We start from the raw sequence: 24,215 nt of genomic DNA on the forward strand, positions 1-24,215 counted from the left end.
CCGTGTGACTGCCAGCCGTGTGACGGCGGGGCGGTCAGGCGCGTTCGCGGGCCTTGGCTTCGTTCCAGAGCGCGTCCATCTCGGCCAGGTCGCTGTCCTCGGGGCGGCGGCCGTCTTCGGCCAGCGCCGCCTCGATCGCGCGGAAGCGGCGGGTGAACTTGGCATTGGCCCGCCGCAGCGCCGCCTCGGGGTCGACCTTCAGATGCCGGGCGAGATTGGCCATGACGAACAGGAGGTCGCCCATCTCGTCCTCGACCTCGTCCTGGGTCAGCGTGTCGTGGGCCTCGACCAGCTCGCGCGCCTCTTCCACGATCTTGTCCAGCACCTCGGTCGTCGAGGGCCAGTCGAACCCGACCCGCGCCGCGCGGTTCTGCAGCTTCAGTGCCCGCAGCAGCGCCGGCAGCCCCACCGCGACCCCGTCCAGCACCCCGGTCTCGGCCTTGGCGGCGCGCTCGGCGGCCTTCACCGTCTCCCAGTCGCTGACCTGCTGCTCGGGCGATTTCTCGTTGCTCTCGTCGCCGAAGACATGCGGATGGCGCGCGACCATCTTGTCAGAGATCGCCCGCACCACGTCGGCGAAGGCGAAATGCCCGGCCTCTTCGGCCATGCGCGCGTGGAAGACCGACTGGAACAGCAGGTCGCCCAGCTCTCCCCTCAACTCGTCCCAGGCCTTTCGCTCGATCGCATCGGCGACCTCGTAGGCCTCTTCGATCGTGTAGGGGGCGATGGTGGCGAAATCCTGCGCGATGTCCCAAGGGCAGCCGGTGACCGGGTCGCGCAGCCGTGCCATGATTTCGACCAGACGCTCGATCCCGGCTTCGGGGTCCTGGATCAGCGCGTCGGAGCGGTCACGGGAATGGGTCATTGCGGCGGCCTCGCAAATGGTCTTCCCTCGGCGCCTAGCAGAATACCCCGCCGGAGACCATCCATGCCCGTCCTGAACCGCATCGCCGAATTCGGCCCCGAAATGGCCGGCTGGCGGCGCCACCTGCATGCCCATCCCGAGCTTGGCTTCGACTGCCACCAGACCGCGGCCTTCATCGCCGAGCGCCTGCGCGAGATCGGCGTCGACGAGATCCACGAGGGCATCGGGCAGACCGGCATCGTCGCGATCGTGAACGGGCAGGGCGCGGGCCCGACCATCGGCCTGCGTGCCGACATGGACGCGCTGCCGATCGAAGAGACGACCGGCAAGCCCTATGCCTCGACCGTGCCGGGCAAGATGCATGCCTGCGGCCATGACGGCCATGTCGCCATGCTGCTTGGCGCCGCGAAATACCTGGCCGAGACGCGCCGCTTCTCGGGCCGGGTCGCGCTGATCTTCCAGCCGGCGGAAGAGGATGGCGGCGGCGGCCTTGCCATGGTCGAGGACGGGATGATGGACCGCTTCGGCATCGGCGAGGTCTATGGCATCCACAACAGCCCCAACACCGAGTTCGGGCATTTCTACACCTCGCCGGGCGCGCTGATGGCGGCAGTGGACACGGTCTGGGTGCGGCTGACCGGCAAGGGCGGCCACGGCGCCACCCCGCACGAGACCGTCGACCCGATCCCGGCCGCGATCGGGATGATCGGTGCGCTGCAGACTGTGGTCAGCCGCAACCTGAACCCGATCCAGGAACTGGTGATCTCGGTCACCCAGATCCATGCCGGCACCGCCTCGAACATCATCCCTGAGGGTGCCTGGTTCTGCGCCACCGTCCGCAGCTTCACCCCCGAGGTGCGCGAGCTGGCGAAGCGGCGGATCCATGAAATCGTCGAGGGCCACGCCGCCGCCTACGGCGTCACCGCCGAGATCGAGTACGACTGGGGCTATCCGCCGACGGTGAACCATCCCGAACAGGCGGCCTTCGCGGCGCAGGTGGCGCGCGAGGTCTCGGGCGACGCGGCGGTCTTCCCCGACGCGCCGAAAGAGATGGGGGCCGAGGACTTCTCCTACATGCTCGAGGCGCGCCCCGGCGCCTATCTGTTCATGGGCACCGGGCCGGGGGCGGGGCTGCATCATTCGATGTTCGACTTCAACGACGAGGCCGCGCCGGTTGGTGCCAGCTTCTTCGCCCGGCTGGTGGAACGCGCGCTGCCGCTCTGACCCGCTCTGCCGGCCCCCGCGGGGGCCGGCGCGCCAGCGGCGTTCAGCCCAGATGCGCCCGGAAGAAGCCTGCCAGCGCATCGACGGCCTCGTCGATGAAGGGGCTCTTGTCGTAAAGGTCGTAGTGCCCCGCGCCCTCGACGACATGGAAGCCCTGCGGGTTCGGGGCGCGGGCGAACAGCGCCTCGCCGTCCTCGTAGGACTTCGTCATCCCCTTGCGGCCGCCGACCACGACCTGCAGCGGCTGCACCAGCAGCTCTTCGACCAGGTGGAAGGCATCGAAGCCGATCATCGGCGCAAGGCTCGTGAACATCAGCCGGTTCGTCGCGTGCGCGTCGAAGCCGCGCGGCGTGCGGTAGAACTCCACGGCGCCCAGCACGTCGATATCGGTGATCCCCGCGGCCCTCGCGGCCTCGATCGTGTCGGGAATCCAGGGATCGCGCCGGGGGGCTGCGCCCCGCGCCTCTGCGCTGCGCTGCGCGCCGACGGCGGCAAGCTGCGCGCGCAGCGCCTCGGGCCCGGCATCGCGCCGCGCACGCCCGATATTGACCGGGACCACGGTGCCAAGCGCCCGGACCCGGTGGTCGGTCAGGGCGGCGTTCACGGCGTAGCCGCCGCCTGCGCAGATCCCCAGAAGGCCGATCCGCCCTGCGTCCACGATGGCTTGCGTCGTCAGGAAATCGACGGCACAGCGGATGTCCTCGGCCCGGACCGCGGGGATCTCGAGATCGCGCGGCGCGCCGCCGCTCTGGCCCTGGTAGGACGGATCGAAGGTCAGCGTGACGAAGCCGCTTTCGGTCAGCCGCCGCGCGTAGTTGGCGCCGGACTGCTCCTTCACGCTGCTGCCCGGCGTCGCCAGAACGATGGCGGGCAGCGGGCGCGCGGCGTCCGTTCCCTTCGGCACGCGCAGATGGCCGGCCAGATCGACGGATCCGTTGCGGAAGGTGACATCTGTCGGGCGGTCCTGCATCGGCGGCTCCTTCGCTGCCGGCTGCACCTAGGCCCGTGCCGCGCCCGTTCAAGCCAGCTCCGGGTGTCCGGCGCGCAGGTGCCCGGTGTTCAAGTGATTGAACCGGCGGGGGCGCGGCGATAGGTTCGCGCGGCGCTCTTCCCGCCAGGGGGGGCCGCGCGAAGCCTCAGGAAGACCCGCATGACGCAGCATCTGACCACGCCCCAGGGCCGCCGCATCGCCTATTCGCGCCTTGAAGGGCAGGGGCCGGGCATCGTCTTCCTTGGCGGCTTCCGCTCGGACATGACCGGCACCAAGGCCGTCGCGCTGGAAGCCTGGGCGCAGGCGCAGGGCCGCGCCTTCCTGCGGTTCGACTATTCGGGCCACGGGCAAAGCTCGGGCGCCTTCCTCGACGGCGCCATCGGCGACTGGTTCGAGGATGCGCTGGCCGTGATCGAAGCGCTGACCACGGGTCCGCAGGTGCTGGTCGGCTCGTCGATGGGCGGCTGGATCTCGCTTCTCGTCGCCCGCACGATCCCCGAACGCCTCGCCGGCCTCGTGACCATCGCCGCCGCTCCCGATTTCACCGAAGACCTGATGTGGGCCGCGTTCAGCGACGCCGAACGCCGCGACTTGACCGACAAGGGCCGGGTCGAACAGCCCTCGGACTATTCGCCGGAACCCTATGTCATCACCCGCCGCCTAATCGAGGAGGGGCGCGAGCGTCTGGTGCTGCGCGAGACGCTGCCGCTGCCGTTCCCGACCCGCTTTCTGCAAGGCACCGCGGACGAGGATGTGCCCGTCTCGGTCGCGCAGCGCCTGATCGACCACGCCACCGGGGACGACCTGCGCCTGACGCTGGTCAAGGGCGCCGATCACCGCTTCTCGACCCCCGATTGCCTCGCGCTGATCGAGGCGGCGGTGGCCGAAGTGACCGCGCGGGCCGGGCAGGGCGGCTGATGGAGCATCTGCCGGTCCCGCTGCCGCAGCGCGCCCTGACCGCGCCGCCGGCGCCCCGCGCCCCGCGGCGCTGGCCGGTGACGCTGGCCCGCGTCCGCCGCAGGCCCCGGTTCGACATCCGCGCGCTGCCCGGCTGCTCGGGCCTGCCCGATTGGCTGGTGCGGGTCGAGGCGCCGTTCCACGACATCATCCCCGGCTGCCAGAAGCGGATCCGCTGGGCGGGCGAGGTCGGTCACCCGACCGAAACTGCGCTCGTCTACCTGCACGGCTTCTCGGCCTCGGGCGAAGAGCTGCAGCCGACGCTCGACCGGGTCGCGGCCGGGCTGGGCGCGAACCTGTTCCTCACCCGCCTGCACGGCCACGGCCGCGGCCCCGCGGCGATGGCCGAACCCCGCGCCGCCGACTGGATGGAGGACCTTTCCGAGGCCGTCGCCGTGGGCGAACGGCTGGGGCGCAAGGTCTGGCTGATCGGCTGCTCGACCGGGGCGAGCCTTGCCGCGCTGGCTGCCGCCGACCCGCGTCTGGCGGAGCGTCTGGCCGGCGTGGTGCTGGTCTCGCCGAACTTCGGCCTCGGCCGCCCGCATTGGCAGCGCGTGAACTGGCCGCTGGCCCGCCACTGGCTGCGCCTCGCGATGGGCGGCGAGATCGGCTTCATCCCGGCCTCGCCCGCGCATGGCCGCTACTGGACCTGCCATTACCCGCCCTCGGCGCTGGTGCCGATGGGTTGGACCGCCCGCCGCGCCGCGCGCACCGACTACGGCCCCGTCACCCTGCCGACGCTGATCCTCTATTCGCCCGAGGATCACATCGTCTCGGTCCCCGAGATCCGCCGGATCGCCGCCCGCTGGGGCCGCTCGGGCGGCCGCCCGCCCGAGGTGGTCGAGCGTCACCTCGGCCCCGGCGACGACCCCGACCGCCACATCCTTGCCGGCCATGTCCTCTCTCCGGGCCAGATCGACGACACGGCGCAGCTTCTGACCGGCTGGATCGCGACCCATGGCTGACAGCGACCCGCTTCTCCTGCTGCCCGGGCTGATGACCGACGCGCGGCTCTGGTGGCACCAGATCGCGCATCTCTCCGCCGGCCGCGCGATCCAAGTCCCGACACTCGGCCCCGGCGACACGGTGGGCGAGATGGCGCTGACCGTGCTCGACGACGCGCCGCAGCGCTTCGCCATCGCCGGCCACTGGCTGGGCGCCGTCGTGGCGCTCGAGATCCTCGAACGCGCGCCCCACCGCGTCAGCCGCATCGCACTTCTCGACATCAACCCCTTCCCGGAAGGCGCGCAGTCCGCCGTCGAACGCGAGGCGCGGATGATCCGCGCCCGCTCGGGCAAGTTCACCGAGGTGATCCTCGACGAGGTGCCAGAGGCTGCACTGGCCCCCGGCGAGGGCAATCTCGCCGCCCGCGCCATGCTGCTCGACATGGCCGAGGCGCAGGGGCCGGAACGCTATGTGACCCAGGCCCGCGCGCTGATGCGCCGGCCCGACTACCACAAGACCCTGCGCTCGACCCGGATCCCGGCCCTCGTGCTCTGCGGCGAGGCCGACACCCTCTGCTCGGTGCGCCGGCACGAGCTGCTGGCCGAGCTGATGCCCGGCGGCCGCTTCGTGCGCGTCGACGGCGCCGGCCACCTGCCGACGCTCGAACAGCCCGAAGAGGTCACCGCCGCGATGGCGGAATGGCTGGCCGCGGGCTGAGCCCCCGTTCTCGGCCCCCCTCGCGCCGATCTGATTTGCAACACCACGCCCCCGGGGATTAGCACAGTACCATGATCCGCCGTCTCGCCCTTCTCGCAGCCCTCCTGCCGGCCCCGGCGCTCGCGCATCCGCATGTCTTCGCCGACAGCCGCGCGGGCTTCACCTTCGACGCCGAAGGGCGGCTCACCGGCCTGCGCATCACCTGGCTCTATGATGCCTTCACCACGCTGGTGCTCTACGATCAGCTCGCGCTCGACGAGGATGGCGACGGCCAGCTGAACGCGGCCGACCTCGCCCGCATCGCCGAGGGCGAGACCGACTGGCCGCCGGAGTACGACGGCGACATCCACCTGAGCGCCGCGGGCCGGCCCGTGGCGATGGCGCGCCCCCTGAACGGCAGCGCCCGGATGGTCGGCGACCGGGTCGAGGTCACGTTCGAGCTGCCGCTGGCCCAGCCCCTGCCGCCCGGCGCGGCCAGCCTGAAGCTCTACGATCCCAGCTACTATTACGCCTATTCGATCAAGGGGATCGACGCCGAGCTTCCGGCCACCTGCAAGGCCGAGCTGCACCCGTTCGACCCGAACGATGCCGACCGCAAGATCCTCGCGGCCCTCGCCGCCCTCTCGCGCGAGGAAACGCCCGAAGACCCGGAGATCGGCGCCCGCTTCAGCGACGAGATCCGCCTGACATGCGGGTGATCCTGCCCGTCGCCGCGGCGCTCGCGCTGGCGGCGCTGCTGTGGTGGCTCGCCGGCGGCTCTCACGCGGCAGAGGCCTATCGCTGGGCCTCGGCCCGCCAGCTCGAGGTGCAGAACGCGATGGCCGGCGCGATCCGCGCGATCAAGGCCGGGCGCCCGCATGCGGTGCTCTCGCTCTGCGGCCTCGCCGCGGCCTATGGCTTCGTCCATGCCCTCGGCCCCGGCCACGGCAAGGTGGTGCTCGGCGGCGCGGCGCTCGCCAGCCGCGCGACCGCGGCCCGGATGTTCGCGATCGGCGCCGCCGCCAGCCTTGCCCAGGCGCTGGCCGCGATCCTGCTGGTCGCGCTCGGCGTGAAACTCTTCTCGCTCGGCTCCGACCAGGCCAGCCGCCTCGCCGAGGGCTGGCTCGCCACCCTCAGCCGCGTCTTCATCGCCCTGATCGGCGCGACCCTGGTCTGGCGCGGCGCGCGCCTCCTGCTGCGCGGCAGCCTGCCTGCTTTCGCATTGGCAAAAATATCCCGGGGGGGCGCGCAGAGCGCGCGGGGGCAGAGCCCCCATGCCGCCCCCCATGATCACCACCATCACCATGACCACTGCGGCTGCACCCATGACCACGGCCCCGCGCCCGAGGCGGTGGCGGCCCTCGCCTCGCCGCGCGAGGCCCTGGCCCTGATCCTCTCGGTCGCGGCGCGCCCCTGCACCGGCGCGATCTTCCTCCTGGTCATCGCCTGGCGCTTCGGGATCCCCGGCGCGGGGGCGCTGGCAGTGCTGGCGATGGGGCTTGGCACCGCGGCCTTCAACACGCTGGCGATCGGCGGCGGGCTGGCCGCGCGCCGGCTCGCCTGGGCAGGCGCGCGGGCCTCGTCGGGCCGGGCGCAGGCGGTGGCGGGCGGGCTCACGCTGGCCGGCGGTCTCGTGATCCTCGCGCTTACGAGCCTGCCCTGGCTCTGACCGGCATCCGCCGGTAGTCGAACGGCAGATCGGCTCCCGCATCCCCGGCCAGCGCCGCGTCCAGCACCGCGCGGCCGGCGGTGCGACGGCAGACAGGATCGGCCGCCGCCGGATCGCCCAGCAGGGCCATCGCCTGGCAGCGGCAACCGCCGAAATCGACATCGCGCCGGTCGCAGCTCCGGCAGCCCGCAGGCATCCAGTCGGTGCCGCGGAAAGCGTCGAAGGCCGGGCCACCATACCAGATCTCGGCCAGCGGCACCTCGGTCGCGTTCTGGAAGCTCAGCCCCGGGATCGTCTCGGCCGCGTGGCAGGGCAGCACCCTTCCATCAGGCGCGATGTTCAGCCCGGTCGAGCCCCAGCCGCCCATGCAGGCCTTCGGCAGGTCGCTGTAATAGTCGGGCGGCACGAAATCGATCACCAGCCGCCCGGCAAGCCGCGGCGCGGCCTCGGCCACCACCGCCTTGGCCCGCTCGACCTGCGCGCGGGTCGGTTGCAGCTGGCGGCGGTTCCTGAGCGCCCAGCCCTGGAACTGCACGCAGGCCACCTCGATCCGCCGGGCGCCAAGCCGCAGCGCCAGATCGATCGTCTGCGGCAGGTCGTCGAGGTTTTCGCGATGCATCACCGCGTTCAGCGTCAGCGGGAAGCCCAGCCGCGCGATCTCTTCCGCGACCTCCATTTTCCGCGCGAAACCGCCCGCATAGCCGCCGATGCGGTCGGCGATACCCGCGCGCACGCCCTGCACCGACAGCTGGATATGGTCGAGCCCGGCCGCCTCCAGCTCGGCCAGCCGCCGCGCTGTCAGCCCGATGCCCGAGGTGATGAGGTTGGTGTAAAGTCCCGCCGCGCGCGCGGCCTCCACCAGCGCGACCAGATCGGGGCGCGAGGCGGGCTCGCCACCTGACAGGTGCAGCTGCAGCACGCCCAGCGCGGCCGCCTGACGGAAGACTTCGGCCCATTGCCCGGTGGTCAGCTCGCGGTCCTTCCCCGTCAGCTCGAGCGGGTTCGAGCAATAGGGGCAGGCCAGCGGGCAGCGGTGGGTCAGCTCCGCCAGCATCGCGATCGGCGGCGCGGGGCGCGGCACCACGCGCGTGGCGGGCGGGGTGAAGGGGGCGGTCACGGCCGGATCTCCACCAGCCGCGTCGCGACGAGGCTACCGAGGAACTCTGCCACGTCCTCGCGGATCACCTCTTCGGGCGCGCCGTAGCGTTCGGCCAGCCGTGCGGCGATGCCGGCAAGGTCGGTGGTGCCGTCGACCTCGGCGATGACCGCATGGCCGATCTCGTCCAGCATCAGCGCCCGTTCCGGCCCCAGCAGCACATGGGTGCCGCGCACCGCGTCCCAGCGCCAGCGCACGCCGCGCGGCAGGAGGGGCACGTCGCCCGCGGTCACAGCAGGCCCTCCTGCGGCTGCCAGCCGCCGGGCGGGATCCGCCCCGGTTCGACATAGGCGCCCCAGAGCGCGTCGAGCTGCGCCCAGAGCACCTCGGTCTTGAAGGTCAGCGCCGCGACGGCGTCGTCCTGATCGCGGGCGGTCTCGGCGTGATCCAGAACCCACTGCAGTCCGAAGGCCACGTCCTTCGGCGCCTCGGACAGGCGGTGGCGGAAGTAGGACGTGGTTTCCTGGTTGGCAAAAGCGTAGTGTTTCAAGAGACCTGCAATGCGTTGCTCATGTATCGCGGGAGCGAACAGCTCGGTCAGCGAGGCGGCCACCGCCTTCAGCAGCGGCTCGTCGCGCACATAGCGGACATAGGCATCGACCGCGAAGCGGGTCGCGGGCAGCACGCCGCGGCACGAGGCGACGTAGTCGGGGTCGAGGCCCACGCCCTCGGCCAGTTTCAGCCAGCGGGTGATGCCGCCGGGGCGGTCGGCGGTGCCGTCGTGATCCTCGATCCGCGAGCGCCAGATGCGCCGCAGCCTCGGGTCCTCGACGCGGCTGAGGAAGGCCGCGTCCTTCATCGGGATCCGGCTTTGGTAATAGAAGCGGTTGATCACCCAAGCGCGGACCTGATCGATGCTGCAGCCGCCGGAATGCAGGCGGATGTGGAACGGATGCTTGTCGTGATAGCGCGCGGGGCCGATCGCGCGCAGGCGCGCCTCGAAATCGGCTGTCGATGCAGGGGCTTGGACGATGTCCTTCACGCGTCGATCTCCATCCCGTCATGGGCCACGGTCCATCCCAGGGCCTCGAGCTCTGCCCGCTCCGGCCCGTCAGGGCGCAGGATCGGATTGGTATTGTTGATATGGATCAGAACCTTGCGCGCCGCTGTTGAAGCAAGCCGCGCAAGGCTGCCCTCCGGCCCCGAAATCGCCAGATGCCCCATCCGGGCGCCGGTCTTGGTGCCGGTCCCGGCCGTCGCCATCTCGTCATCGGTCCAGACCGTGCCGTCGAAGAGCAGCAGGTCGCCATCCGCGATCCGCGCCAGCAGCCAGTCCGGCAGGGCCGCGCAGCCGGGGATGTAATAGGCCACCCGGCCGCCCGCCTGCAGGCGCAGGCCCACCGTCTCTTCCCCCAGCCGGGCCGGGTCGGGCGTCGCGCCTTCCAGGAACAGCGCCACCTTGCCGGGCACGGCGAAGGCGGTGACCTGAAGGCCCGGCAGCGGCTCGAAGGCCTGATCCAGCGTGATCCGCCGGCGCGGCACCTTGTCGGGGTTCATCACCCCGAAGACCCGGTCCGACGCGATGACCGCAAGCCCGGCCCCGGTCGCCCAGAGGTCGAAGGCCTGCCCCTCGCGCAGGGTCAGCAGTCCGGCGATATGGTCGATGTCGCCGTTGGTGCAGATCACCGCCCGGATCGGGCTGTCGCGCAGCGCGCGCGGCCAGAGCTCCGGCGTCGCCTCGATCTGGGCGTGGATGTCGGGCGAGGCGTTGAGCACCACCCAGTCCCGCCCATCGACGGAAACGGCCACGGAGGACTGGGTCATCCGTGGCAGGCGACCCTCGCGGGCGTCGCGGCAGTTGGGGCAGCCGCAGTTCCATTGCGGCAGGCCGCCGCCCGCCGCTGCCCCCAGGACCTTGACGCGCATCGGATGCGTCCCGAACCGCGCGTCAGATCAGCGGGCGCGAGCCCTCATCCTCTGCGGGGCCGTACATGTTGATCTCCATGCCGCATTTCACTTCGCGGGCTTTCGGTTTGCTCCAGGCCATTGCGGGCTCCTCCCTGTTGCGATGGTCCGGTCACGATAGCATGGGCGGGCGGACGCGAAATGCGACGTAAGGATGAGTTGCGGCGCGGTCGGCGGTCGAATCGTTGCAGGGGCATTCACAGCCCGCGCCGGCTGGCAATTCACAAATCGAAAATGCTGCGGAACTTCCGTGTCAGGGTGGCGTTTGGAATTCGAGCGGCAGGCGGACACACCGTCGCCCAACCCAAACAAGGAGTGACCGAAATGCTCGGCTGGGCTCTTACCTTCCTCGTCATCGCGCTTATCGCGGGTCTTCTCGGCTTCGGCGGCATTGCCGGCGCCTCTGTGGGCATCGCGAAGATCCTGTTCTTCGTCTTCATCGTGCTGTTCATCGTCGCGATGATCGCGCGGGCCGTCCGCGGCCAGCCGCCGGTCTGACCCCTGGGTCGGATCCGACGCTGGAACGACGAAAGAAAAAGCCGCGGGGTGGGCCAGACCCCGCGGCTTTTTCATGTCTTGCGAAGGGCTTGCGCCCCGATCCTCAAGCCTGAGGCTTCAGAGGATGCCCATCTGATGGGCCAGAAGCGGCAGGTCGGACTTGCCGTGCCAGATCATCTCGAGCGCGACGTAGAGGATGATCGCGAGGCCGACATAGGCGATCCACTTGTAGCGGGTCAGCAGGCCGGCGATCCAGTTCGCGGCCACCGCCATCAGCGCGACGGACAGAGCGAGGCCGAAGATCAGCGCGGTGGTGTGGTGCTGCGCCGCGCCGGCCACGGCCAGCACGTTGTCGAGCGACATCGAGATGTCGGCGATGATCACCTGGATGATCGCCTGCTTCATGGTCTTGGCGCCCGAGCCCGGTTCGCCGTCCATGTCGATGTCCTCGGCGCGCAGTTCGCGCCACAGCTTCCAGCAGACCCACAGCAGCAGCAGGCCGCCGGCGAAGGTCAGGCCGGTGATCGCCAGCATCTCGGTGGCGATGAAGGCCAGCGCGATGCGCATGATCGCGGCGAAGCCGATGCCGATCATGATCGCCTTCTTGCGCTGCTCGGCCGGCAGGGCGGCCGTCGCCATGCCGATCACCACCGCATTGTCGCCCGCCAGGGCGATGTCGATCATCACCACCTTGAGGAAGGCGAGGAGTTCACCCTCGATCATCGCGTCGATCCTTCATGTCCGGATGGCCCCCCGCGACAGGGAGTCGCAGCCGGGGGCGTTCAGGCCCTTCAACCGGCAATTCGGCGCGAGTGCAAGGCTCGGGACGCGATTTGCGATGACGGGGCGCCGGCGCCATGCATGATGGTCGCAATATCGGCGCCAGCGGGGCCATTGCGCATGAGGGTTCGGCGATGAAGATCTGGTTCAGCGAGGACCACCGCCTGCATTTCCCGCAGGCCGAATTGTCGGGCGGGCAGTTCGTCACCCCCTATGAACGGCCGAGCCGGATCGAATACGTGCTGGGGCGGCTGAAGGAGCGCGGGCTGAAGGACATCCGCGACCCCGGTCCGATGGACACGGGCCCGGTGGGGCGGCTGCTCGACGCGGGGTTCCTGCGCTTTCTCGAGGGGGCCTGGGCCGAGTGGAAGGCCTCGGGCGCGGCGGGCGAGATCATCGCCGCGGGGATGCCGGCGCGGCGGATGCACATGGACCGGATCCCGCGCAACATCGACGGCAAGGTCGGCTACTACTGCCACGCGAGCGAGACGGCGATGACCGCGGGCACCTGGGCCGCGGCCTGCAGCGCCATGGCCTCGGCGCAGGCGGCGGTGCGCGACGTGCAGGCGGGGGCGGGGGCGGCCTTCGCGCTCTGCCGGCCGCCGGGGCACCATGCGACGGCGGACCAGTACGGGGGCTACTGCTTCCTGAACAATGCCGCGGTGGCCGCGGACATGCTGGCGGTCGCGGGGGCGCGGGTCGCGGTGCTGGACATCGACTTCCACCACGGCAACGGCACGCAGGACATCTTCTATGACCGCGGCGACGTGTTCTTCGCCTCGTTGCACGGGGCGCCTGAGGACGTCTATCCCTATTACCTCGGCTTCGCCGACGAGACGGGGCGCGGCGCGGGCGAGGGGGCGAACCTGAACCTGCCGATGCCGCCCGGCACCGGCTATGACCGCTGGTCGCAGGCGCTGGACCTGGCGCTCGCGCGGCTGCGGGACTGGGGGGCAGAGGCGCTGGTGGTCTCGCTGGGGGTCGATGCCTACAAGGACGACCCGATCAGCTTCTTCCGCCTCGACAGCCCCGATTTCCTCGACGCCGGCCGGCGCATCGCCGGGCTGGGTCTGCCGACGGTCTTCTGCATGGAGGGCGGCTACGCGATCGAGCAGGTGGGGGTGAACACCGTCAACGTGCTGGAAGGCTATTTGGGCGCCTGAGCGCGCGCTCAGGCAAGAGCGCCAGAGCCGGGGGGACTGCCATCGGTTCGCCATCGGTCCGAGGACCGATGGCAGTGGGGGCCACGCTGGCCCCCGACTCTGTTTTCTTACTTCTGCAGTTCCGTCCAGATCGCCGTGTAGAGCTTGGTGGCCTCGGCCGGGCAGGTGGGCAGGAACTTGCCCGCGGCCTTGAACTCCTCGGGCACCACCACCTCGGGCGCGGTCTTCATGTCCTCGGGCATGAAGGCCTCTGACCCGGCGATGCCGTTGGCATAGCGCGCGAAGGCCGAGATCATCGCCGCATTCTCGGGCACCATGATGAAGTCGAGGAATTTGTACGCGTTTTCGACGTTCTGCGCGTCCTTCAGCAGGCCGACCGAGTCCATCCACAGCGGATAGCCCTCTTTCGGATAGCCGTAGACGACCTTGTCGTTGGCCAGCCGCGCCCGCATCGTCGAGCCGTTCCAGTTCACGCTCGCCGCCCAGTCGTTGTTGCCAAGCTTCTCGGTCGCGCCGTAGTCCATCGAGATCCACTTGGGCTTGGCGGCCATCAGGTCGTCGCGGACCTTCTTCAGCACGGTCAGGTCCTGGGTGCAGGGCGCGCCTCCCTCGTACATGATCGCCAGCGCCATCACGTCGTTCATCTCGGGCACGACATTGACCTTGCCGACCAGCTCTTCGGGCGGGTCCATGAAGATCGCCGAGGTGTTCGGGTCGCCCGAATAGACGCCGGTGTTCACGCCGACGCCGGTCGTGCCCCATTGCCACGGCACGGTGAACTTGCGGCCCGGGTCCCAAGGCACGTCCTTCCACTCGGCCGCGATGTTGGCGTAATGGGGCAGCTTCGCGGTGTCGAGCTCGGTCAGCAGGCCCTTTTCGGTCCAGATCGGCACGTAGTTGGCCGAGGGCACGACAAGGTCGAAGCCGTGGCCGCCGGCCTCGATCTTGGCCAGCGCGGTGTCGTTGCTGTCGTAGTCGGTGACCACGACCTTGATCCCGGTCTCCTTCTCGAATTTCTCGAGAAGCTCGGGGCTGGTGTAGTTGCCCCAGTTGTAGAGGTTCAGCGAGCCCTCGGCATGGGCGGCGCCGGCAAGGACCGCGAATGGGATCGCGAGTGGGGCGGCAAGCGGGACGGCAAGGGCTATGGCAGAGGTCAGCAGGCGTCTCATCGTCGGTCTCCCTGTTTGGTCTGGTGGGGGCGGGTTCAGTCCCGCTTTCTGGTCAGTAGAAAGAACGCGGTCAGCAGCACGAGGGTCACGGCCAGAAGCAGGGTCGAGATCGCGTTGACCTCGGGCGTGATCTGGCGGCGCAGCTGGCCCAGCATGTAGGTGGGCAGCGTGTCCTGCCCGGCGGATTTCACGAATTCGGTGATGATGACATCGTCGAGCGAGATCACGAAGGACAGCATCGCGCCGGCGGCGATCCCCGGCGCCAGCAGCGGCAGCGTCACCAGCCGGAACGTGGCCCAGGGCCCGGCGTAAAGATCGGCGGCGGCGGTTTCCAGCGTCAGGTCCATGCCTTCCAGCCGGGCGCGGATCGGCAGGTAGGCGAAGGGCACGCAGAAGGCGGAATGGGCGAGGATCAGGTAGCCGAGCCCCTGGTAGCCCGTCGCCTGCTTGACCACGCCGAAGACGATCAGCAGTGCCACGGCCGAGACGATTTCCGGCACCATCAACGGCTGGTTGATCATCACATAGACGAAGGTCTGGCCGCGAAACGCCCGGCGGCGGGTGGTGCCAAGCGCCGCGGCGGTGGCGACGGTGCTGGCGATCAGCGCCGCCGCGGCCGCGATCATCACCGAGCGCAGCGCCGCATCCTGCACCGCGGCGTTGCGAAGCGCCGCCCGGTACCAGTCGAGCGACCAGCCGCCCCAGACCGAGATCGAGGCCGAGCCGTTGAAGCTGTAGGCCACCAGCGTGACGATCGGCAGGTAGAGCAGCACGAAGACCAGGATGGCGACGGTGCCGAAGCCCGGCAGGTCGGTGACGGCGCGGGCCCTAGCCATGCGGATCGCCCCCCCTGGTCGAGACGCGGGTATAGACCAGCAGCGCCACCATCACGATCAGCAGCAGCAGCATCGACAGCGCCGCGCCCAGCGGCCAGTTGCGGCCCTGGCCGAACTGCAGCTCGATGAAGTTGCCGATCATCATGTTCTTGCCGCCGCCCAGCACCCGCGGCGTGACATAGGCGCCGAGCGAGGGGACGAAGACCAGGATCGAGCCTGCGACGATGCCGGGGCGGATGATCGGCAGCACGATGTGGCGCAGCACCTGCAGCCGCGAGGCGTAAAGGTCGTAGCCCGCCTCGAGCAGCTTCAGGTCGAAGCGGTCGATCGCGGCAAAGAGCGGCAGCACCATCAGCGGCAGGTAGACATAGGTCATGCCGATCAGCACCGCGGTTTCGGTGAAGACGATCTGGATCGGGCTGTCGATGATCCCCAGCGCGATCAGGGCCGAGTTCAGGATGCCCTCGTTCCGGATCACCTCCATGATCGCATAGGTGCGGATCAGCAGGTTGGTCCAGAACGGGATGGTGATCAGGAACAGCCAGAAGGCGCGTTCGCGCGGGGCGCGGGTGGCGATGAACCAGGCGGTGGGCAGGCCCAGCAGGAAGGTGATCGCGGTGGTGATCAGCGACAGCCGCACCGAGCGCCAGAAGATCGTCAGATGCGCGTCGGCGGCCGAGATGGTGCCGTCGAAGATGTCGCGCTGCAGGAAGACCTGGAACCAGCCGTCGAGGGTCGGTGTCCATTCGACGCCGGAATACTGGCCCGGGGTCAGGAAGGAATAGAGCGCGACCACGATCAGCGGGCCGGCGACGCCGAGGGTCAAGAGGATCAGGGCGGGGGCCGACAGCGCCCAGGCGGCGCGGGTCGAGGATCTCATGGCGTGCTCCGGTCCGCAGGGTCGGGGGGCAGGCCTGCCCCCCGCGCCCCCCGCGCTCTGGCGCGTCTGCCGGTGGGCGGCACGAGGTCGCCCCGGCGCGCTCTGGCAGCCTGAGCCTGCGGCTTTCGCATTGGCCCAAAGATCCCCGCCCGAGGCGCAGCTCTGTGCCCTGCGACGGCTGCGGACAGGGGCCTCATTCCGCCAGCACCTGCAGCGCGCCCTCGGCGAAGGCGAGGCCCACCGCGTCGCCGGGGGCAAGGCCGGTGTCGCCCGAGGGCGGCGATTGCAGGCGCGCCACCAGCGGCGTGCCGTCGGCAAGCGCGAGGTGGCACTGGGTGTCGGTGCCGAAATAGACCGTTTCGGTCACCGTCGCCGCCAGCGCGCCGGGGCTGCCGGCGGGCAGGATCCGCAGCTGCTCGGGCCGCACCGCCAGCGTCACCGGCCCGGCGGGTGCGGGCGGGGCCGCGACCGGGGTGCCGTCGGCAAGTCGCGTCACCGCGCCGTCCGAGGTGGCGGGCAGCACGTTGGTTTCACCGATGAAATCCGCGACGAAGCGGTTGACCGGGTGGTTGTAGATCTCGCGCGGGGGGCCGACCTGCAGCAGCCGTCCCGCCGACATCACCCCGATCCGGTCCGACATGGTCAGCGCCTCTTCCTGGTCATGGGTGACGAAGACGAAGGTGATGCCGGTCTCGGTCTGCAGCCGCTTCAGCTCGCGCTGCATCTCCTTGCGCAGCTTCAGGTCCAGCGCCGACAGCGGCTCGTCCAGCAGCAGCACCTTCGGTTCCGGCGCCAGCGCGCGCGCCAGCGCCACCCGCTGCTGCTGCCCGCCCGAAAGCTGCGCCGGGCGGCGGGTCGCGAAACTGTCGAGCCGCACCAGCTTCAGCACCCGCGCGACCGCGCCCGCGATCTCGGCCTTCGGGCGGCCGAGCATCTTCAGGCCGAAGCCCACGTTCTCGGCCACGGTCATGTGCGGAAACAGCGCGTAGGACTGGAAGACGGTGTTCACCCGGCGCCGGTTCGGGGGCGTGTCGGTCACCTCTTGCCCGTCGAGCAGGATCGCCCCGCCCGTCGGCATCTCGAAGCCCGCGATCAGGCGCAGAAGCGTGGTCTTGCCGCAGCCCGAGGGGCCGAGCAGGGTGAAGAACTCGCCCTTGCGGATCGTGACCGACACCTCGTCGAGCGCGCGCACGGCGACATCGCCGCTGCCGAAGGCTTTCACGAGGCCGCGCGCCTCGATCGCCGCAGTCATCAACAGACCATTCCCTTCGCTTTGTGCCCTCAGGCTGGCGCGGCAGGGAACGGTCTGGCAAGGATTTTCTGATATGCGCCCGCACTGACGCGGCGGGCGGTGAAAATCAGGGCAGGGTCAGGGAAGCGGCGCGGTGCGGTGCAGCGTGACCTTCAGCCCGCCATGCGAGACGGGCGGCAGTGCCGGCAGGAACGGCAGGCCGGTCGCCTTGGCAAGCCCGCCGTCCGAGGTGACGATGCCGACGCGCCATCCCGGGAAGCGCTCCATCAGCACCTGCCCCAGCGCGCCGTAAAGCCCGAACAGGAGCTTTCGGTTGCCGATCCGGGCGCCGTAGGGCGGGTTGACGATGACCAGCCCCGGCGGCCCCTCGGGGCGCTCCAGCGCCGAGACCGGGCTTTGCACGAAGCGGGTGACGGCGGCGACGCCGGCGCGCTCGGCATTGGCGGCGGCGGCGCGCGCGGCGCCCGCGTCGCGGTCCGAGCCGCGGAAGACCAGCGCGGTCTCGCGCGCGGGGGCGGATTTCATCGCGGCGAAGGCGGCGGGATCGAAGCCGGGGAAGCGTTCGAAGGCGAAGCTGCGGGCGCGGCCGGGCAAGAGGCCCAGCGCGATCTCGGCGGCCTCGATCGGGAAGGTGCCCGAACCGCACATCGGGTCGATCACCGGTTCGGTGCCGCGGTAGCCCATCTGGCGCAGGAACATCGCGGCCATGGTCTCGCGCATCGGGGCCTTGCCGACCTCGGGCTTCATGCCGCGCTTGTGCAGCTGCTCGCCCGAGCTGTCGAGCGAGAAGGTGCAGAGGTCGTCCTCGATCCGGACGCGCACGGCCAGCGGCTCGACGCCCTCGGTGACGGGGCCCAGCGCCTCGGCGATGGCGGTGGCGACGCGCTGGGCGGCGGCCTTGTCGTGGTAGATCTTCGAGGCGCGGCAGGTCGCCTCGACCTTCACCGGGGTGCCTTGCGGCAGGAACTCGGCCCAAGGGAACTTGCGCGCGCGCTTGTCGAGCTGGGCGAGGTGCAGGGCGCGGAAGCTGCCGATGCGCACGAGAACGCGGGTCGCGCCGCGCAAGGTCAGGTTCGCGCGCCAGACCTCGGGCCAGCCGCCGCGGGTGGTGACGCCGCCCTCGGTGACGGTGGGCGCGGGGAAGCCGGCCTCGGCGGCCTCTTCGGCCAGCGCGGTTTCCAGCCCCGGGGGGGTGATCAGGTAGATCTCGAAGTCGGGCGTCTCGGTCATCGCGCGGTCATAGCCGGAAGCGGCGCCGGCGGGAAGGGCGGTGACTGTCGCCGGGAGACTGCCCGCGGGGGTGGTCCCATGCCGTTGGACGGCGCGGCCCATGCCGCGCTTTCCGTAGCGGCAGGGGGCCTTTCGTCCCCGCCGATCCGTGCTAGGCTTTCCCTGCGTGCCCCGCGGCGCGCTTCCCCCATGACCCATGCCCGAGCGGAGGCCCCGATGGCCCTGATGATGAACCGTCGTTCGCTGATCCTGTCCGCCTCGGCCGGTGCGGCCGCGGTGCTGCACCCGTTCTCGGCGCGGGCGCAGGGGGGACAGGCGCATCTGCGCATCCTCGCCACCACCGACCTGCATTGCCACGTCCAGCCCTACGATTATTACGCCGACGCGCCCTCGGACACGCTGGGCCTCGCGCGGACGGCGACGATCCTCGAGAAGCTGCGGTCCGAGGCCACGAATTCGATCACCGTCGACAATGGCGACTACCTGCAGGGCAACCCGATGGGCGACTGGGCCGCGGCCGAGGGCATGGCGCCCGAAGGTGCGGTGCATCCGGTGATGCAGGGGATGAACGCGGTCGGCTATGACGCGGGCACGCTGGGCAACCACGAGTTCAACTACGGCGTGCCGTTCCTGGAAAAGGTCAACGCGGGCGCGGGCTTCCCGATCGTCTGCGCGAATTTCGCCAGGTCCCTGGGCGCGACCCCGCTGGAGGACGAGCTTTGGGCCGAGCCCTACGTGATCCTCGAAAAGCAGGTGACCGACGGCACCGGGGCCGAGGTCGCGCTGCGCATCGGCGTGATCGGCTTCGTGCCGCCGCAGATCATGCATTGGGACCGCGCGAACCTCGAGGGCAAGTTCGAGATGCGCGACATCGTCGAGGCCGCCCGCGCCTGGGTGCCGCGGCTGCGCGAGCGCGGGGCCGACATCGTCGTGGCGCTGTGCCATTCCGGCATCGACACGGCACCCTACGAGGCCGGGATGGAAAACGCCGCCTATCACTTGGCGCAGGTGCCGGGGATCGACGCGCTGGTCACCGGCCACGCGCATTCCACCTGGCCCTCGAAGGACTACGAGGGCGAGGGGATGGAACAGGGCACCGGCAAGATCCACGGCGTGCCGGCGGTGATGGCGGGGTTCTGGGGCTCGCATCTCGGGATCATCGACATCCTGATGGAGCATGACGGGCAGGGCGGCTGGGAGGTCACCGCCGGCGAGGCCTCGCTGCGGCCGATCTACGAGCGGGGCGAGGACCGCAAGGTCAAGGCGCTGACCACCGACTATGCCCCGGCGATCGAGGCGACGGCGGCGGCCCATCAGGCGACGCTGGGCTATGTGCGCGCCGAGGTCGGCAAGACCGATGCGCCGCTTTACAGCTATTTCGCGCTGGTGGCCGACGACCCCTCGGTCCAGATCGTGAGCCTTGCGCAAAGCTGGTACATCGCCCAGCAGATGAAGGGCACGGCCCACGAGGGCCTGCCGATCCTGTCGGCGGCGGCGCCCTTCAAGGCGGGCGGGCGCGGGGGCCCGGACTATTACACCGACGTGCCGGCGGGGCCGGTGGCGATCAAGAACGTGGCCGATCTTTACCTTTACCCGAACACGGTGCGCGCGGTGCGGATCACCGGGGCGCAGGTCAAGGACTGGCTGGAACGCTCGGCCGGGGCCTTCCTGCAGATCGAACCGGGCAAGGCCGACCAGCCGCTGCTGGACCCGGCGTTCCGGTCCTACAATTTCGACGTGATCGACGGGGTCAGCTACCGGATCGACGTGACCCAGCCCTCGCGCTTCGACGCGGACGGGGCAGAGCTGAACCCGGGCGCGAACCGCATCGTCGACCTGACCTTCGAGGGCAAGCCGATCGACCCGGCGCAGGAGTTCATCGTGGCGACGAACAACTACCGCGCCTCGGGCGGCGGCAAGTTCCCCGGCGCCGACGGCTCGACCGTGGTGTTCGAGGCGCCGGACACCAACCGCGACGTGATCGTGCGCTATGTGCAGGCCGAGGGCACGATCAAGCCCGCGGCGGATCAGAACTGGGCGCTGGCGAAGGCGGACGGGGCGACGGTCACCTTCGCCTCGGGGCCCGGCGCTGCGGCCTATCTGGAGGCGGTGCAGGCGCGGGGCGTCGCGATCGAGGCGGCGGGGGCAGCAGAGGAAGGCTTCGCGCTCTACCGCCTGACGCTCTGAGCCGGGGAGAGGACCCCCGGTCGGATCGCGTCAGGCGGGAGCGGCCGGGGGGAGGGCCCGGATCTTGCGCCGCCTCAGGCGAGGCGGCGGCGGTTCTCGCCGACCGCCGAGCGGTAGTCGCCGATCGTGTCCAGCACCACGGCGTCGGGCGAGACGCCCTGCGCCAGCAGCGCCGAGGCGCGGCCCATCGAGAGGCTGGCCTGCAGAAACTTCTCGCCCACCATCAGCATCGCCTCGGCCGGGGCCTCGGGCGCGCCGGTCGCGAACATGGTCATGCGCCGTTCGATCACTTCGCCGGCTTCGATGGCCAGAAGTGCGGTCTGCATCAGGATCGGAACGAAGAGCATGGGCCACTCCTGTGTTAGCGTCTGACAGATGTATTAACGTCGCACGGGTCGGGCGGTAAGGTGGCGGAAAGTCTTAATTCGGGCTCGCACTCACAATTCTAGGAAACAAGACTCAGGATTTTCCGAAGATCGTTTCGGAAGTCTTCGGTCTGCGACCGTGCGGTTTCGGCATCAGGTTGGCGCAGCAGCGCCGAGGGATGCAGCGTGATCAGAACCGGGGTGCCGTCGGGCAGCGACTCGGTGCTGCCGCGACGGCGCAGGATGTTCGCGCCCGAGCCGGTCAGCGCCTCGGCCGCCGAGGCGCCCATCGCGAGGATCGCCTGCGGGCGGATCAGCTCGGCTTCCAGACCCAGCCACCAGCGGCACTGCTCGATCTCGGACGAGGACGGCCGCTGGTGAATGCGCCGCTTGCCGCGTGGGGTGAACTTGAAATGCTTCACCGCATTGGTCAGCCAGACGCGCGAGCGGTCGAGGCCGGCCTCGGTCGCGACGCGGTCGAAGAGCTGGCCGGCGGGGCCGACGAAGGGGCGGCCCGCGAGGTCTTCCTGATCGCCCGGCTGCTCGCCCACGATCATCAGCCGCGCATCAGCGGGGCCCTCGCCGCAGACGGTCTGGGTGGCGTTGCAATGCAGCGGGCAGCGGGTGCAGGCGCGGGCCTGCGCGGCGAGGTCTTCGAGCGTCTGCGGCCGCGCGCTGCCGATGGCCGGGCGCTGCGGCAGGCGGCTGTTGCGCTGGCGGGCGGCGGTTTCCGGGGCGGGAAGCGAGCCGAGGTCTGCGGCCATGCGCGCAGCCCGGGCCGGAGCGTCGCGGATCAGCTGCGGAATGAGTTCAGCCTCTGGCAGGTTGTGCCAGTATTTCTTCGGCATCTCGGACTGCATCGCACGGGTCATGAGGCGCGCCGGGTTGAAGATATTGGCATAATACGTCTGCCACAGCCGTTCGGTTCCATCCTCGGGCGGGCGGGCCTGATCGGCGGGCGTTTCGGAAAGTGTCAGATGGCCGGCGATGAAACGGGCGGTCAGCAGGGGCGTGGCGATCACCCAGTCCATGTCGCCGAAGCGCTTGGCGAAGAAGGGCACCGCCGGTTCGACCACCGGATGCGTCGGTTCGAACCAGGCGGCGAAGCGGCGCCTGACTTCGGACGGCTGGTTTTCGGCCTGCGCGCCCTCGGGGGGCAGTTCGCGGAAGCGCACGAAGGCGTGCATCTTGTGGATGTCGCGACGCACCGCCTTGGCCTCGGCCATCACCCGGTGCTGGGCGGGGTCCGAGCGGTCGCCCCAGCGTGTCTCGCCCCGCGACAGCGCCAGCACCAGCATGTGCGCCCGGGTGAAGCGGCCGGGGTCGGAATGGTGCAGCGCGGTCTCGATCTCGGCCAGCGCCGGGCGCGGGATCTTCAGCGCGGGCTCGGGGCGGGTGCGGGCGTCCTGGGCGGCGAAGAGGTCGGGCGCGGCGGGGCCGAGGCTCCAGCGCACCGCCTCGGGCGCCACCCCTTCGGCAGCCAGACGGCGCACCGCGTCCCGCCAAGCGGCGGCGGTGCCGACGGCGGGAAGCGCGATCTCGACCATCAGAACAGCGACAGCTGCTCGGCCGGGGGCGCGAAGCGGGCGCGCAGCGTCTCGGCCTCGAGCATGCCGCGCGGGGTCCAGCCGGTCATCGCGATGAAGGCGCGGGCGTGCTTCATCACCGCGCCCATCGCGGTCAGGTCCTCATATCGCAGGGTCCGGTGGCGGCGGGCGTCGAGGATGCGGGCGACAGTCTTGGTGCCGAAGCCCGGCACCCGCAGCAGCATCTCGCGCGGGGCGCGGTTCGGGTCGACCGGGAATTGCGCGCGGTTTGCCAGCGCCCAGGCCATCTTCGGGTCGATGTCGAGGTCAAGCATGCCCGAGGGGCCGGCGGTGATCTCGGCGGGCGCGAAGTCGTAGAAGCGCATCAGCCAGTCGGCCTGATAGAGCCGGTGCTCGCGCATCAGCGGCGGGCGGCGGGCGGGCAGCACGGCGGAGGCCTCGGGGATCGGCGAGAAGGCCGAGTAATAGACCCGGCCGAGATTGTAGCCCGCGTAAAGCCCGGCAGCATTGCCGAGGATTGTCGCATCGGTCGCGGCATCGGCGCCGACGATCATCTGCGTGGACTGGCCAGCCGGGGCGAAGCGGGCGGGGCGCTTGCCGGTATGGCTGCGCTCGCGCGAAGCCTCGCGGCGCATCCGCACCTCGGCCATCGCCTTGCGGATCGTGCGCGAGGATTTCTCGGGCGCGAGGTCCGAAAGCGCGCGGTCGGTCGGCAGTTCCACGTTGATCGACAGGCGGTCGGCATAGCGCCCGGCCTCGTCGATCAACTCGGGCGCCGCGTCGGGGATGGTCTTCAGATGGATGTAGCCGCGGAAATTCTCGCGCTCGCGCAGGGTCTTCGCGATCCGCACCATGTCGGCCATCGTGTCGTCGGGCGAGCGGATGATGCCCGAGGACAGGAACAGCCCTTCGATGTAGTTCCTGCGATAGAACTCGATGGTGAGGGTGACGACCTCTTCGACGCTGAAGCGCGCGCGCTCGACCCGGGACGAGGCGCGGTTGATGCAATAGGCGCAGTCGTAGATGCAGAAGTTGGTCATCAGGATCTTCAGAAGGCTGATGCAGCGCCCGTCCGGCGCATAGGCATGACAGATGCCCGAGCCGCCCGAGGAGCCGAGCCCCTTGCCGTCGCGTGACGAGCGTTTCTCTCCCCCCGACGAGGCGCAGGAGGCGTCGTACTTCGCCGCGTCCGACAGGATCGCGAGCTTCTCTTGCAGCGTGCGGGCGGCCATGGGAACACCTTTGAACGGGGTTCGTTCATAATATGTTCTTGTTTCGATCCCCGCAACCCAGAGCCGGGTCACGGAGACGCGAGAAGCGGGGGGCGAGGATCAGCCGTTGAAGGGGATCAGCACCTGCGTGGCGATGTCGGGCGCGTGTTCGCCGTCGACGGCACCGCGCAGCATCTCGAACCCGTAGCGCAGGCTCGAGGTGGTCGAGGCCCAGACCATCGCCTCGGACAGGGTCATGCGCAGGGCGATCAGGTCGGGGTCGTCGCGGCCTTCCGGGAACCACGGCGCGGCGGCGGTGGTCCAGAGCCGGTCGAGATGCGCGGCATCGACGCTTTGCACGATGGCGCCGGCGAGGCTGGCGTGCAGGCACTGGTCGTCGGCGATGACGGTGAACTTCGCGCGCCCGCCCTGTCCGACGGCGCGCACGAGGTCAGTTTGGCGCGAGGTCAGGAACCACAGCTCGCCATGGGTGGCATCGGCCACATGGGTCATCGGCTGCGGGTGATCGGCCGATCCGTCGATCGAGAGCATGCCGGCGGGCACGTCCTTCAGCAGGGCGAAAAGGGTGCCGCGGGGGTCTTCGGCAAGGTCGCTGCGATGGCTCATGTCGGCTCCTGTGCATCGGCGCGCCGTGGCGCGGGTCGCAGGGGCAACGTCGCCGGGGGGCG

Annotated in this window: 26 protein-coding genes; 9 read left to right on the forward strand and 17 right to left on the reverse strand. The window is 70.2% G+C overall.

Annotated features, from left to right (window positions below):
• Positions 1-34: 34 nt before the first annotated feature.
• Complete coding sequence (mazG, locus tag V8J36_RS12775) at positions 35-865, reverse strand: nucleoside triphosphate pyrophosphohydrolase (protein WP_336467682.1); 831 nt, start codon at positions 863-865, stop codon at positions 35-37.
• A 63-nt stretch (positions 866-928) separates the two neighbouring features.
• On the opposite strand from mazG, the gene V8J36_RS12780 reads away from it, so the two are divergent.
• A complete protein-coding gene (locus tag V8J36_RS12780; protein ID WP_336467683.1) occupies positions 929-2,089 on the forward strand; it encodes a M20 aminoacylase family protein in 1,161 nt (386 codons plus the stop codon).
• 43 nt (positions 2,090-2,132) lie between these two features.
• On the opposite strand, the gene V8J36_RS12785 is transcribed toward V8J36_RS12780, so the two are convergent.
• Positions 2,133-3,059 (reverse strand): alpha/beta hydrolase, encoded by a 927-nt coding sequence (locus V8J36_RS12785; RefSeq protein ID WP_336467684.1) that lies wholly within the window; start codon positions 3,057-3,059, stop codon positions 2,133-2,135.
• A 180-nt stretch (positions 3,060-3,239) separates the two neighbouring features.
• Between V8J36_RS12785 and V8J36_RS12790 the strand changes: the two genes are divergently transcribed.
• From V8J36_RS12790 to V8J36_RS12810, 5 genes are all read left to right on the forward strand, one after another.
• On the forward strand, positions 3,240-3,998 hold the full coding sequence (locus tag V8J36_RS12790; protein ID WP_336467685.1) for an alpha/beta hydrolase: 759 nt from the start codon (positions 3,240-3,242) through the stop codon (positions 3,996-3,998).
• Entirely contained in the window at positions 3,998-5,002 is a 1,005-nt protein-coding gene (locus tag V8J36_RS12795) for an alpha/beta hydrolase (protein WP_336467686.1), read from the forward strand. The genes V8J36_RS12790 and V8J36_RS12795 overlap by 1 nt, the downstream gene beginning before the upstream one ends.
• The gene (locus tag V8J36_RS12800) at positions 4,995-5,699 is read left to right on the forward strand and encodes an alpha/beta fold hydrolase (RefSeq protein ID WP_336467687.1); all 705 of its coding nucleotides are present in this window, start codon (positions 4,995-4,997) and stop codon (positions 5,697-5,699) included. Before V8J36_RS12795 ends, V8J36_RS12800 begins: the two co-directional genes overlap by 8 nt.
• 71 nt (positions 5,700-5,770) lie before the next feature.
• Positions 5,771-6,397 carry a DUF1007 family protein gene (locus V8J36_RS12805; protein WP_336467688.1) on the forward strand — a complete coding sequence of 209 codons (627 nt, stop codon included), beginning with the start codon at positions 5,771-5,773 and terminating at the stop codon, positions 6,395-6,397.
• Complete coding sequence (locus V8J36_RS12810; protein WP_336467689.1) at positions 6,388-7,347, forward strand: nickel/cobalt transporter; 960 nt, start codon at positions 6,388-6,390, stop codon at positions 7,345-7,347. Before V8J36_RS12805 ends, V8J36_RS12810 begins: the two co-directional genes overlap by 10 nt.
• Here the strand turns inward: V8J36_RS12810 and pqqE are convergent.
• Genes pqqE through pqqA form a run of 5 tightly spaced genes read right to left on the reverse strand, consistent with a single transcriptional unit; the run spans position 7,325 to position 10,490 of the window.
• Positions 7,325-8,401: a pyrroloquinoline quinone biosynthesis protein PqqE gene (pqqE, locus tag V8J36_RS12815; protein WP_442902495.1), complete on the reverse strand. Its 1,077-nt coding sequence runs from the start codon at positions 8,399-8,401 to the stop codon at positions 7,325-7,327. The two genes, V8J36_RS12810 and pqqE, sit on opposite strands and share 23 nt — an antisense overlap.
• A gap of 59 nt (positions 8,402-8,460) precedes the next feature.
• Positions 8,461-8,736 carry a pyrroloquinoline quinone biosynthesis peptide chaperone PqqD gene (gene pqqD, locus V8J36_RS12820; protein ID WP_336467691.1) on the reverse strand — a complete coding sequence of 92 codons (276 nt, stop codon included), beginning with the start codon at positions 8,734-8,736 and terminating at the stop codon, positions 8,461-8,463.
• On the reverse strand, positions 8,733-9,476 hold the full coding sequence (gene pqqC, locus V8J36_RS12825) for a pyrroloquinoline-quinone synthase PqqC (RefSeq protein WP_336467943.1): 744 nt from the start codon (positions 9,474-9,476) through the stop codon (positions 8,733-8,735). The genes pqqD and pqqC overlap by 4 nt, the downstream gene beginning before the upstream one ends.
• A 5-nt stretch (positions 9,477-9,481) precedes the next feature.
• Positions 9,482-10,369: a pyrroloquinoline quinone biosynthesis protein PqqB gene (gene pqqB, locus V8J36_RS12830; protein ID WP_336467692.1), complete on the reverse strand. Its 888-nt coding sequence runs from the start codon at positions 10,367-10,369 to the stop codon at positions 9,482-9,484.
• Between the two features lie 22 nt (positions 10,370-10,391).
• Positions 10,392-10,490 carry a pyrroloquinoline quinone precursor peptide PqqA gene (pqqA, locus tag V8J36_RS12835; protein ID WP_336467693.1) on the reverse strand — a complete coding sequence of 33 codons (99 nt, stop codon included), beginning with the start codon at positions 10,488-10,490 and terminating at the stop codon, positions 10,392-10,394.
• Positions 10,491-10,732: 242 nt separating this feature from the next.
• On the opposite strand from pqqA, the gene V8J36_RS12840 reads away from it, so the two are divergent.
• Positions 10,733-10,906 (forward strand): DUF1328 domain-containing protein, encoded by a 174-nt coding sequence (locus V8J36_RS12840; RefSeq protein WP_336459711.1) that lies wholly within the window; start codon positions 10,733-10,735, stop codon positions 10,904-10,906.
• Positions 10,907-11,023: 117 nt separating this feature from the next.
• Here the strand turns inward: V8J36_RS12840 and V8J36_RS12845 are convergent, their stop codons facing one another.
• Entirely contained in the window at positions 11,024-11,629 is a 606-nt protein-coding gene (locus V8J36_RS12845) for a TerC family protein (protein WP_336467694.1), read from the reverse strand.
• Between the two features lie 191 nt (positions 11,630-11,820).
• On the opposite strand from V8J36_RS12845, the gene V8J36_RS12850 reads away from it, so the two are divergent.
• Complete coding sequence (locus V8J36_RS12850) at positions 11,821-12,849, forward strand: histone deacetylase family protein (RefSeq protein WP_336467695.1); 1,029 nt, start codon at positions 11,821-11,823, stop codon at positions 12,847-12,849.
• A 107-nt stretch (positions 12,850-12,956) separates the two neighbouring features.
• Here the strand turns inward: V8J36_RS12850 and V8J36_RS12855 are convergent, their stop codons facing one another.
• The 5 genes from V8J36_RS12855 to V8J36_RS12875 form a co-directional block, all read right to left on the reverse strand.
• Positions 12,957-14,018: an extracellular solute-binding protein gene (locus tag V8J36_RS12855; protein ID WP_336467696.1), complete on the reverse strand. Its 1,062-nt coding sequence runs from the start codon at positions 14,016-14,018 to the stop codon at positions 12,957-12,959.
• Between the two features lie 35 nt (positions 14,019-14,053).
• Positions 14,054-14,854 (reverse strand): ABC transporter permease, encoded by an 801-nt coding sequence (locus tag V8J36_RS12860; protein ID WP_336467697.1) that lies wholly within the window; start codon positions 14,852-14,854, stop codon positions 14,054-14,056.
• On the reverse strand, positions 14,847-15,734 hold the full coding sequence (locus V8J36_RS12865) for an ABC transporter permease (RefSeq protein WP_336467698.1): 888 nt from the start codon (positions 15,732-15,734) through the stop codon (positions 14,847-14,849). The genes V8J36_RS12860 and V8J36_RS12865 overlap by 8 nt, the downstream gene beginning before the upstream one ends.
• A 193-nt stretch (positions 15,735-15,927) precedes the next feature.
• Entirely contained in the window at positions 15,928-16,986 is a 1,059-nt protein-coding gene (locus tag V8J36_RS12870; protein WP_336467699.1) for an ABC transporter ATP-binding protein, read from the reverse strand.
• A 117-nt stretch (positions 16,987-17,103) separates the two neighbouring features.
• On the reverse strand, positions 17,104-18,216 hold the full coding sequence (locus tag V8J36_RS12875) for a THUMP domain-containing class I SAM-dependent RNA methyltransferase (protein ID WP_336467700.1): 1,113 nt from the start codon (positions 18,214-18,216) through the stop codon (positions 17,104-17,106).
• Positions 18,217-18,432: 216 nt separating this feature from the next.
• Here V8J36_RS12875 and V8J36_RS12880 point away from each other — a divergent pair, with 216 nt between their 5' ends.
• Positions 18,433-20,403 carry a bifunctional 2',3'-cyclic-nucleotide 2'-phosphodiesterase/3'-nucleotidase gene (locus V8J36_RS12880; protein WP_336467701.1) on the forward strand — a complete coding sequence of 657 codons (1,971 nt, stop codon included), beginning with the start codon at positions 18,433-18,435 and terminating at the stop codon, positions 20,401-20,403.
• 74 nt (positions 20,404-20,477) lie between these two features.
• Here the strand turns inward: V8J36_RS12880 and V8J36_RS12885 are convergent, their stop codons facing one another.
• The 4 genes from V8J36_RS12885 to V8J36_RS12900 form a co-directional block, all read right to left on the reverse strand.
• Entirely contained in the window at positions 20,478-20,750 is a 273-nt protein-coding gene (locus V8J36_RS12885; RefSeq protein WP_336467702.1) for a hypothetical protein, read from the reverse strand.
• A 98-nt stretch (positions 20,751-20,848) separates the two neighbouring features.
• Positions 20,849-22,315 (reverse strand): UdgX family uracil-DNA binding protein, encoded by a 1,467-nt coding sequence (locus tag V8J36_RS12890; RefSeq protein WP_336467703.1) that lies wholly within the window; start codon positions 22,313-22,315, stop codon positions 20,849-20,851.
• Positions 22,315-23,547, reverse strand: coding sequence for a putative DNA modification/repair radical SAM protein (locus V8J36_RS12895; protein ID WP_336467704.1), 1,233 nt, complete (start codon positions 23,545-23,547; stop codon positions 22,315-22,317). Before V8J36_RS12895 ends, V8J36_RS12890 begins: the two co-directional genes overlap by 1 nt.
• Positions 23,548-23,646: 99 nt before the next feature.
• Positions 23,647-24,153, reverse strand: a complete 507-nt coding sequence (locus V8J36_RS12900; protein WP_336467705.1) for a pyridoxamine 5'-phosphate oxidase family protein — start codon at positions 24,151-24,153, stop codon at positions 23,647-23,649.
• Positions 24,154-24,215: the final 62 nt, after the last annotated feature.

The organism is Frigidibacter sp. MR17.14 (assembly GCF_037095735.1).
Classification (GTDB): domain Bacteria; phylum Pseudomonadota; class Alphaproteobacteria; order Rhodobacterales; family Rhodobacteraceae; genus Frigidibacter.

Coding starts and splice junctions, on each gene's coding strand:
- mazG (WP_336467682.1), bottom strand. CDS start 865: ATGACCCATTCCCGTGACCGCTCCGACGCGCTGATCCAGGACCCCGAA.
- V8J36_RS12780 (WP_336467683.1), top strand. CDS start 929: ATGCCCGTCCTGAACCGCATCGCCGAATTCGGCCCCGAAATGGCCGGC.
- V8J36_RS12785 (WP_336467684.1), bottom strand. CDS start 3,059: ATGCAGGACCGCCCGACAGATGTCACCTTCCGCAACGGATCCGTCGAT.
- V8J36_RS12790 (WP_336467685.1), top strand. CDS start 3,240: ATGACGCAGCATCTGACCACGCCCCAGGGCCGCCGCATCGCCTATTCG.
- V8J36_RS12795 (WP_336467686.1), top strand. CDS start 3,998: ATGGAGCATCTGCCGGTCCCGCTGCCGCAGCGCGCCCTGACCGCGCCG.
- V8J36_RS12800 (WP_336467687.1), top strand. CDS start 4,995: ATGGCTGACAGCGACCCGCTTCTCCTGCTGCCCGGGCTGATGACCGAC.
- V8J36_RS12805 (WP_336467688.1), top strand. CDS start 5,771: ATGATCCGCCGTCTCGCCCTTCTCGCAGCCCTCCTGCCGGCCCCGGCG.
- V8J36_RS12810 (WP_336467689.1), top strand. CDS start 6,388: ATGCGGGTGATCCTGCCCGTCGCCGCGGCGCTCGCGCTGGCGGCGCTG.
- pqqE (WP_442902495.1), bottom strand. CDS start 8,401: ATGCTGGCGGAGCTGACCCACCGCTGCCCGCTGGCCTGCCCCTATTGC.
- pqqB (WP_336467692.1), bottom strand. CDS start 10,369: ATGCGCGTCAAGGTCCTGGGGGCAGCGGCGGGCGGCGGCCTGCCGCAA.
- pqqA (WP_336467693.1), bottom strand. CDS start 10,490: ATGGCCTGGAGCAAACCGAAAGCCCGCGAAGTGAAATGCGGCATGGAG.
- V8J36_RS12840 (WP_336459711.1), top strand. CDS start 10,733: ATGCTCGGCTGGGCTCTTACCTTCCTCGTCATCGCGCTTATCGCGGGT.
- V8J36_RS12845 (WP_336467694.1), bottom strand. CDS start 11,629: ATGATCGAGGGTGAACTCCTCGCCTTCCTCAAGGTGGTGATGATCGAC.
- V8J36_RS12850 (WP_336467695.1), top strand. CDS start 11,821: ATGAAGATCTGGTTCAGCGAGGACCACCGCCTGCATTTCCCGCAGGCC.
- V8J36_RS12855 (WP_336467696.1), bottom strand. CDS start 14,018: ATGAGACGCCTGCTGACCTCTGCCATAGCCCTTGCCGTCCCGCTTGCC.
- V8J36_RS12860 (WP_336467697.1), bottom strand. CDS start 14,854: ATGGCTAGGGCCCGCGCCGTCACCGACCTGCCGGGCTTCGGCACCGTC.
- V8J36_RS12865 (WP_336467698.1), bottom strand. CDS start 15,734: ATGAGATCCTCGACCCGCGCCGCCTGGGCGCTGTCGGCCCCCGCCCTG.
- V8J36_RS12870 (WP_336467699.1), bottom strand. CDS start 16,986: ATGACTGCGGCGATCGAGGCGCGCGGCCTCGTGAAAGCCTTCGGCAGC.
- V8J36_RS12875 (WP_336467700.1), bottom strand. CDS start 18,216: ATGACCGAGACGCCCGACTTCGAGATCTACCTGATCACCCCCCCGGGG.
- V8J36_RS12880 (WP_336467701.1), top strand. CDS start 18,433: ATGGCCCTGATGATGAACCGTCGTTCGCTGATCCTGTCCGCCTCGGCC.
- V8J36_RS12885 (WP_336467702.1), bottom strand. CDS start 20,750: ATGCTCTTCGTTCCGATCCTGATGCAGACCGCACTTCTGGCCATCGAA.
- V8J36_RS12890 (WP_336467703.1), bottom strand. CDS start 22,315: ATGGTCGAGATCGCGCTTCCCGCCGTCGGCACCGCCGCCGCTTGGCGG.
- V8J36_RS12895 (WP_336467704.1), bottom strand. CDS start 23,547: ATGGCCGCCCGCACGCTGCAAGAGAAGCTCGCGATCCTGTCGGACGCG.
- V8J36_RS12900 (WP_336467705.1), bottom strand. CDS start 24,153: ATGAGCCATCGCAGCGACCTTGCCGAAGACCCCCGCGGCACCCTTTTC.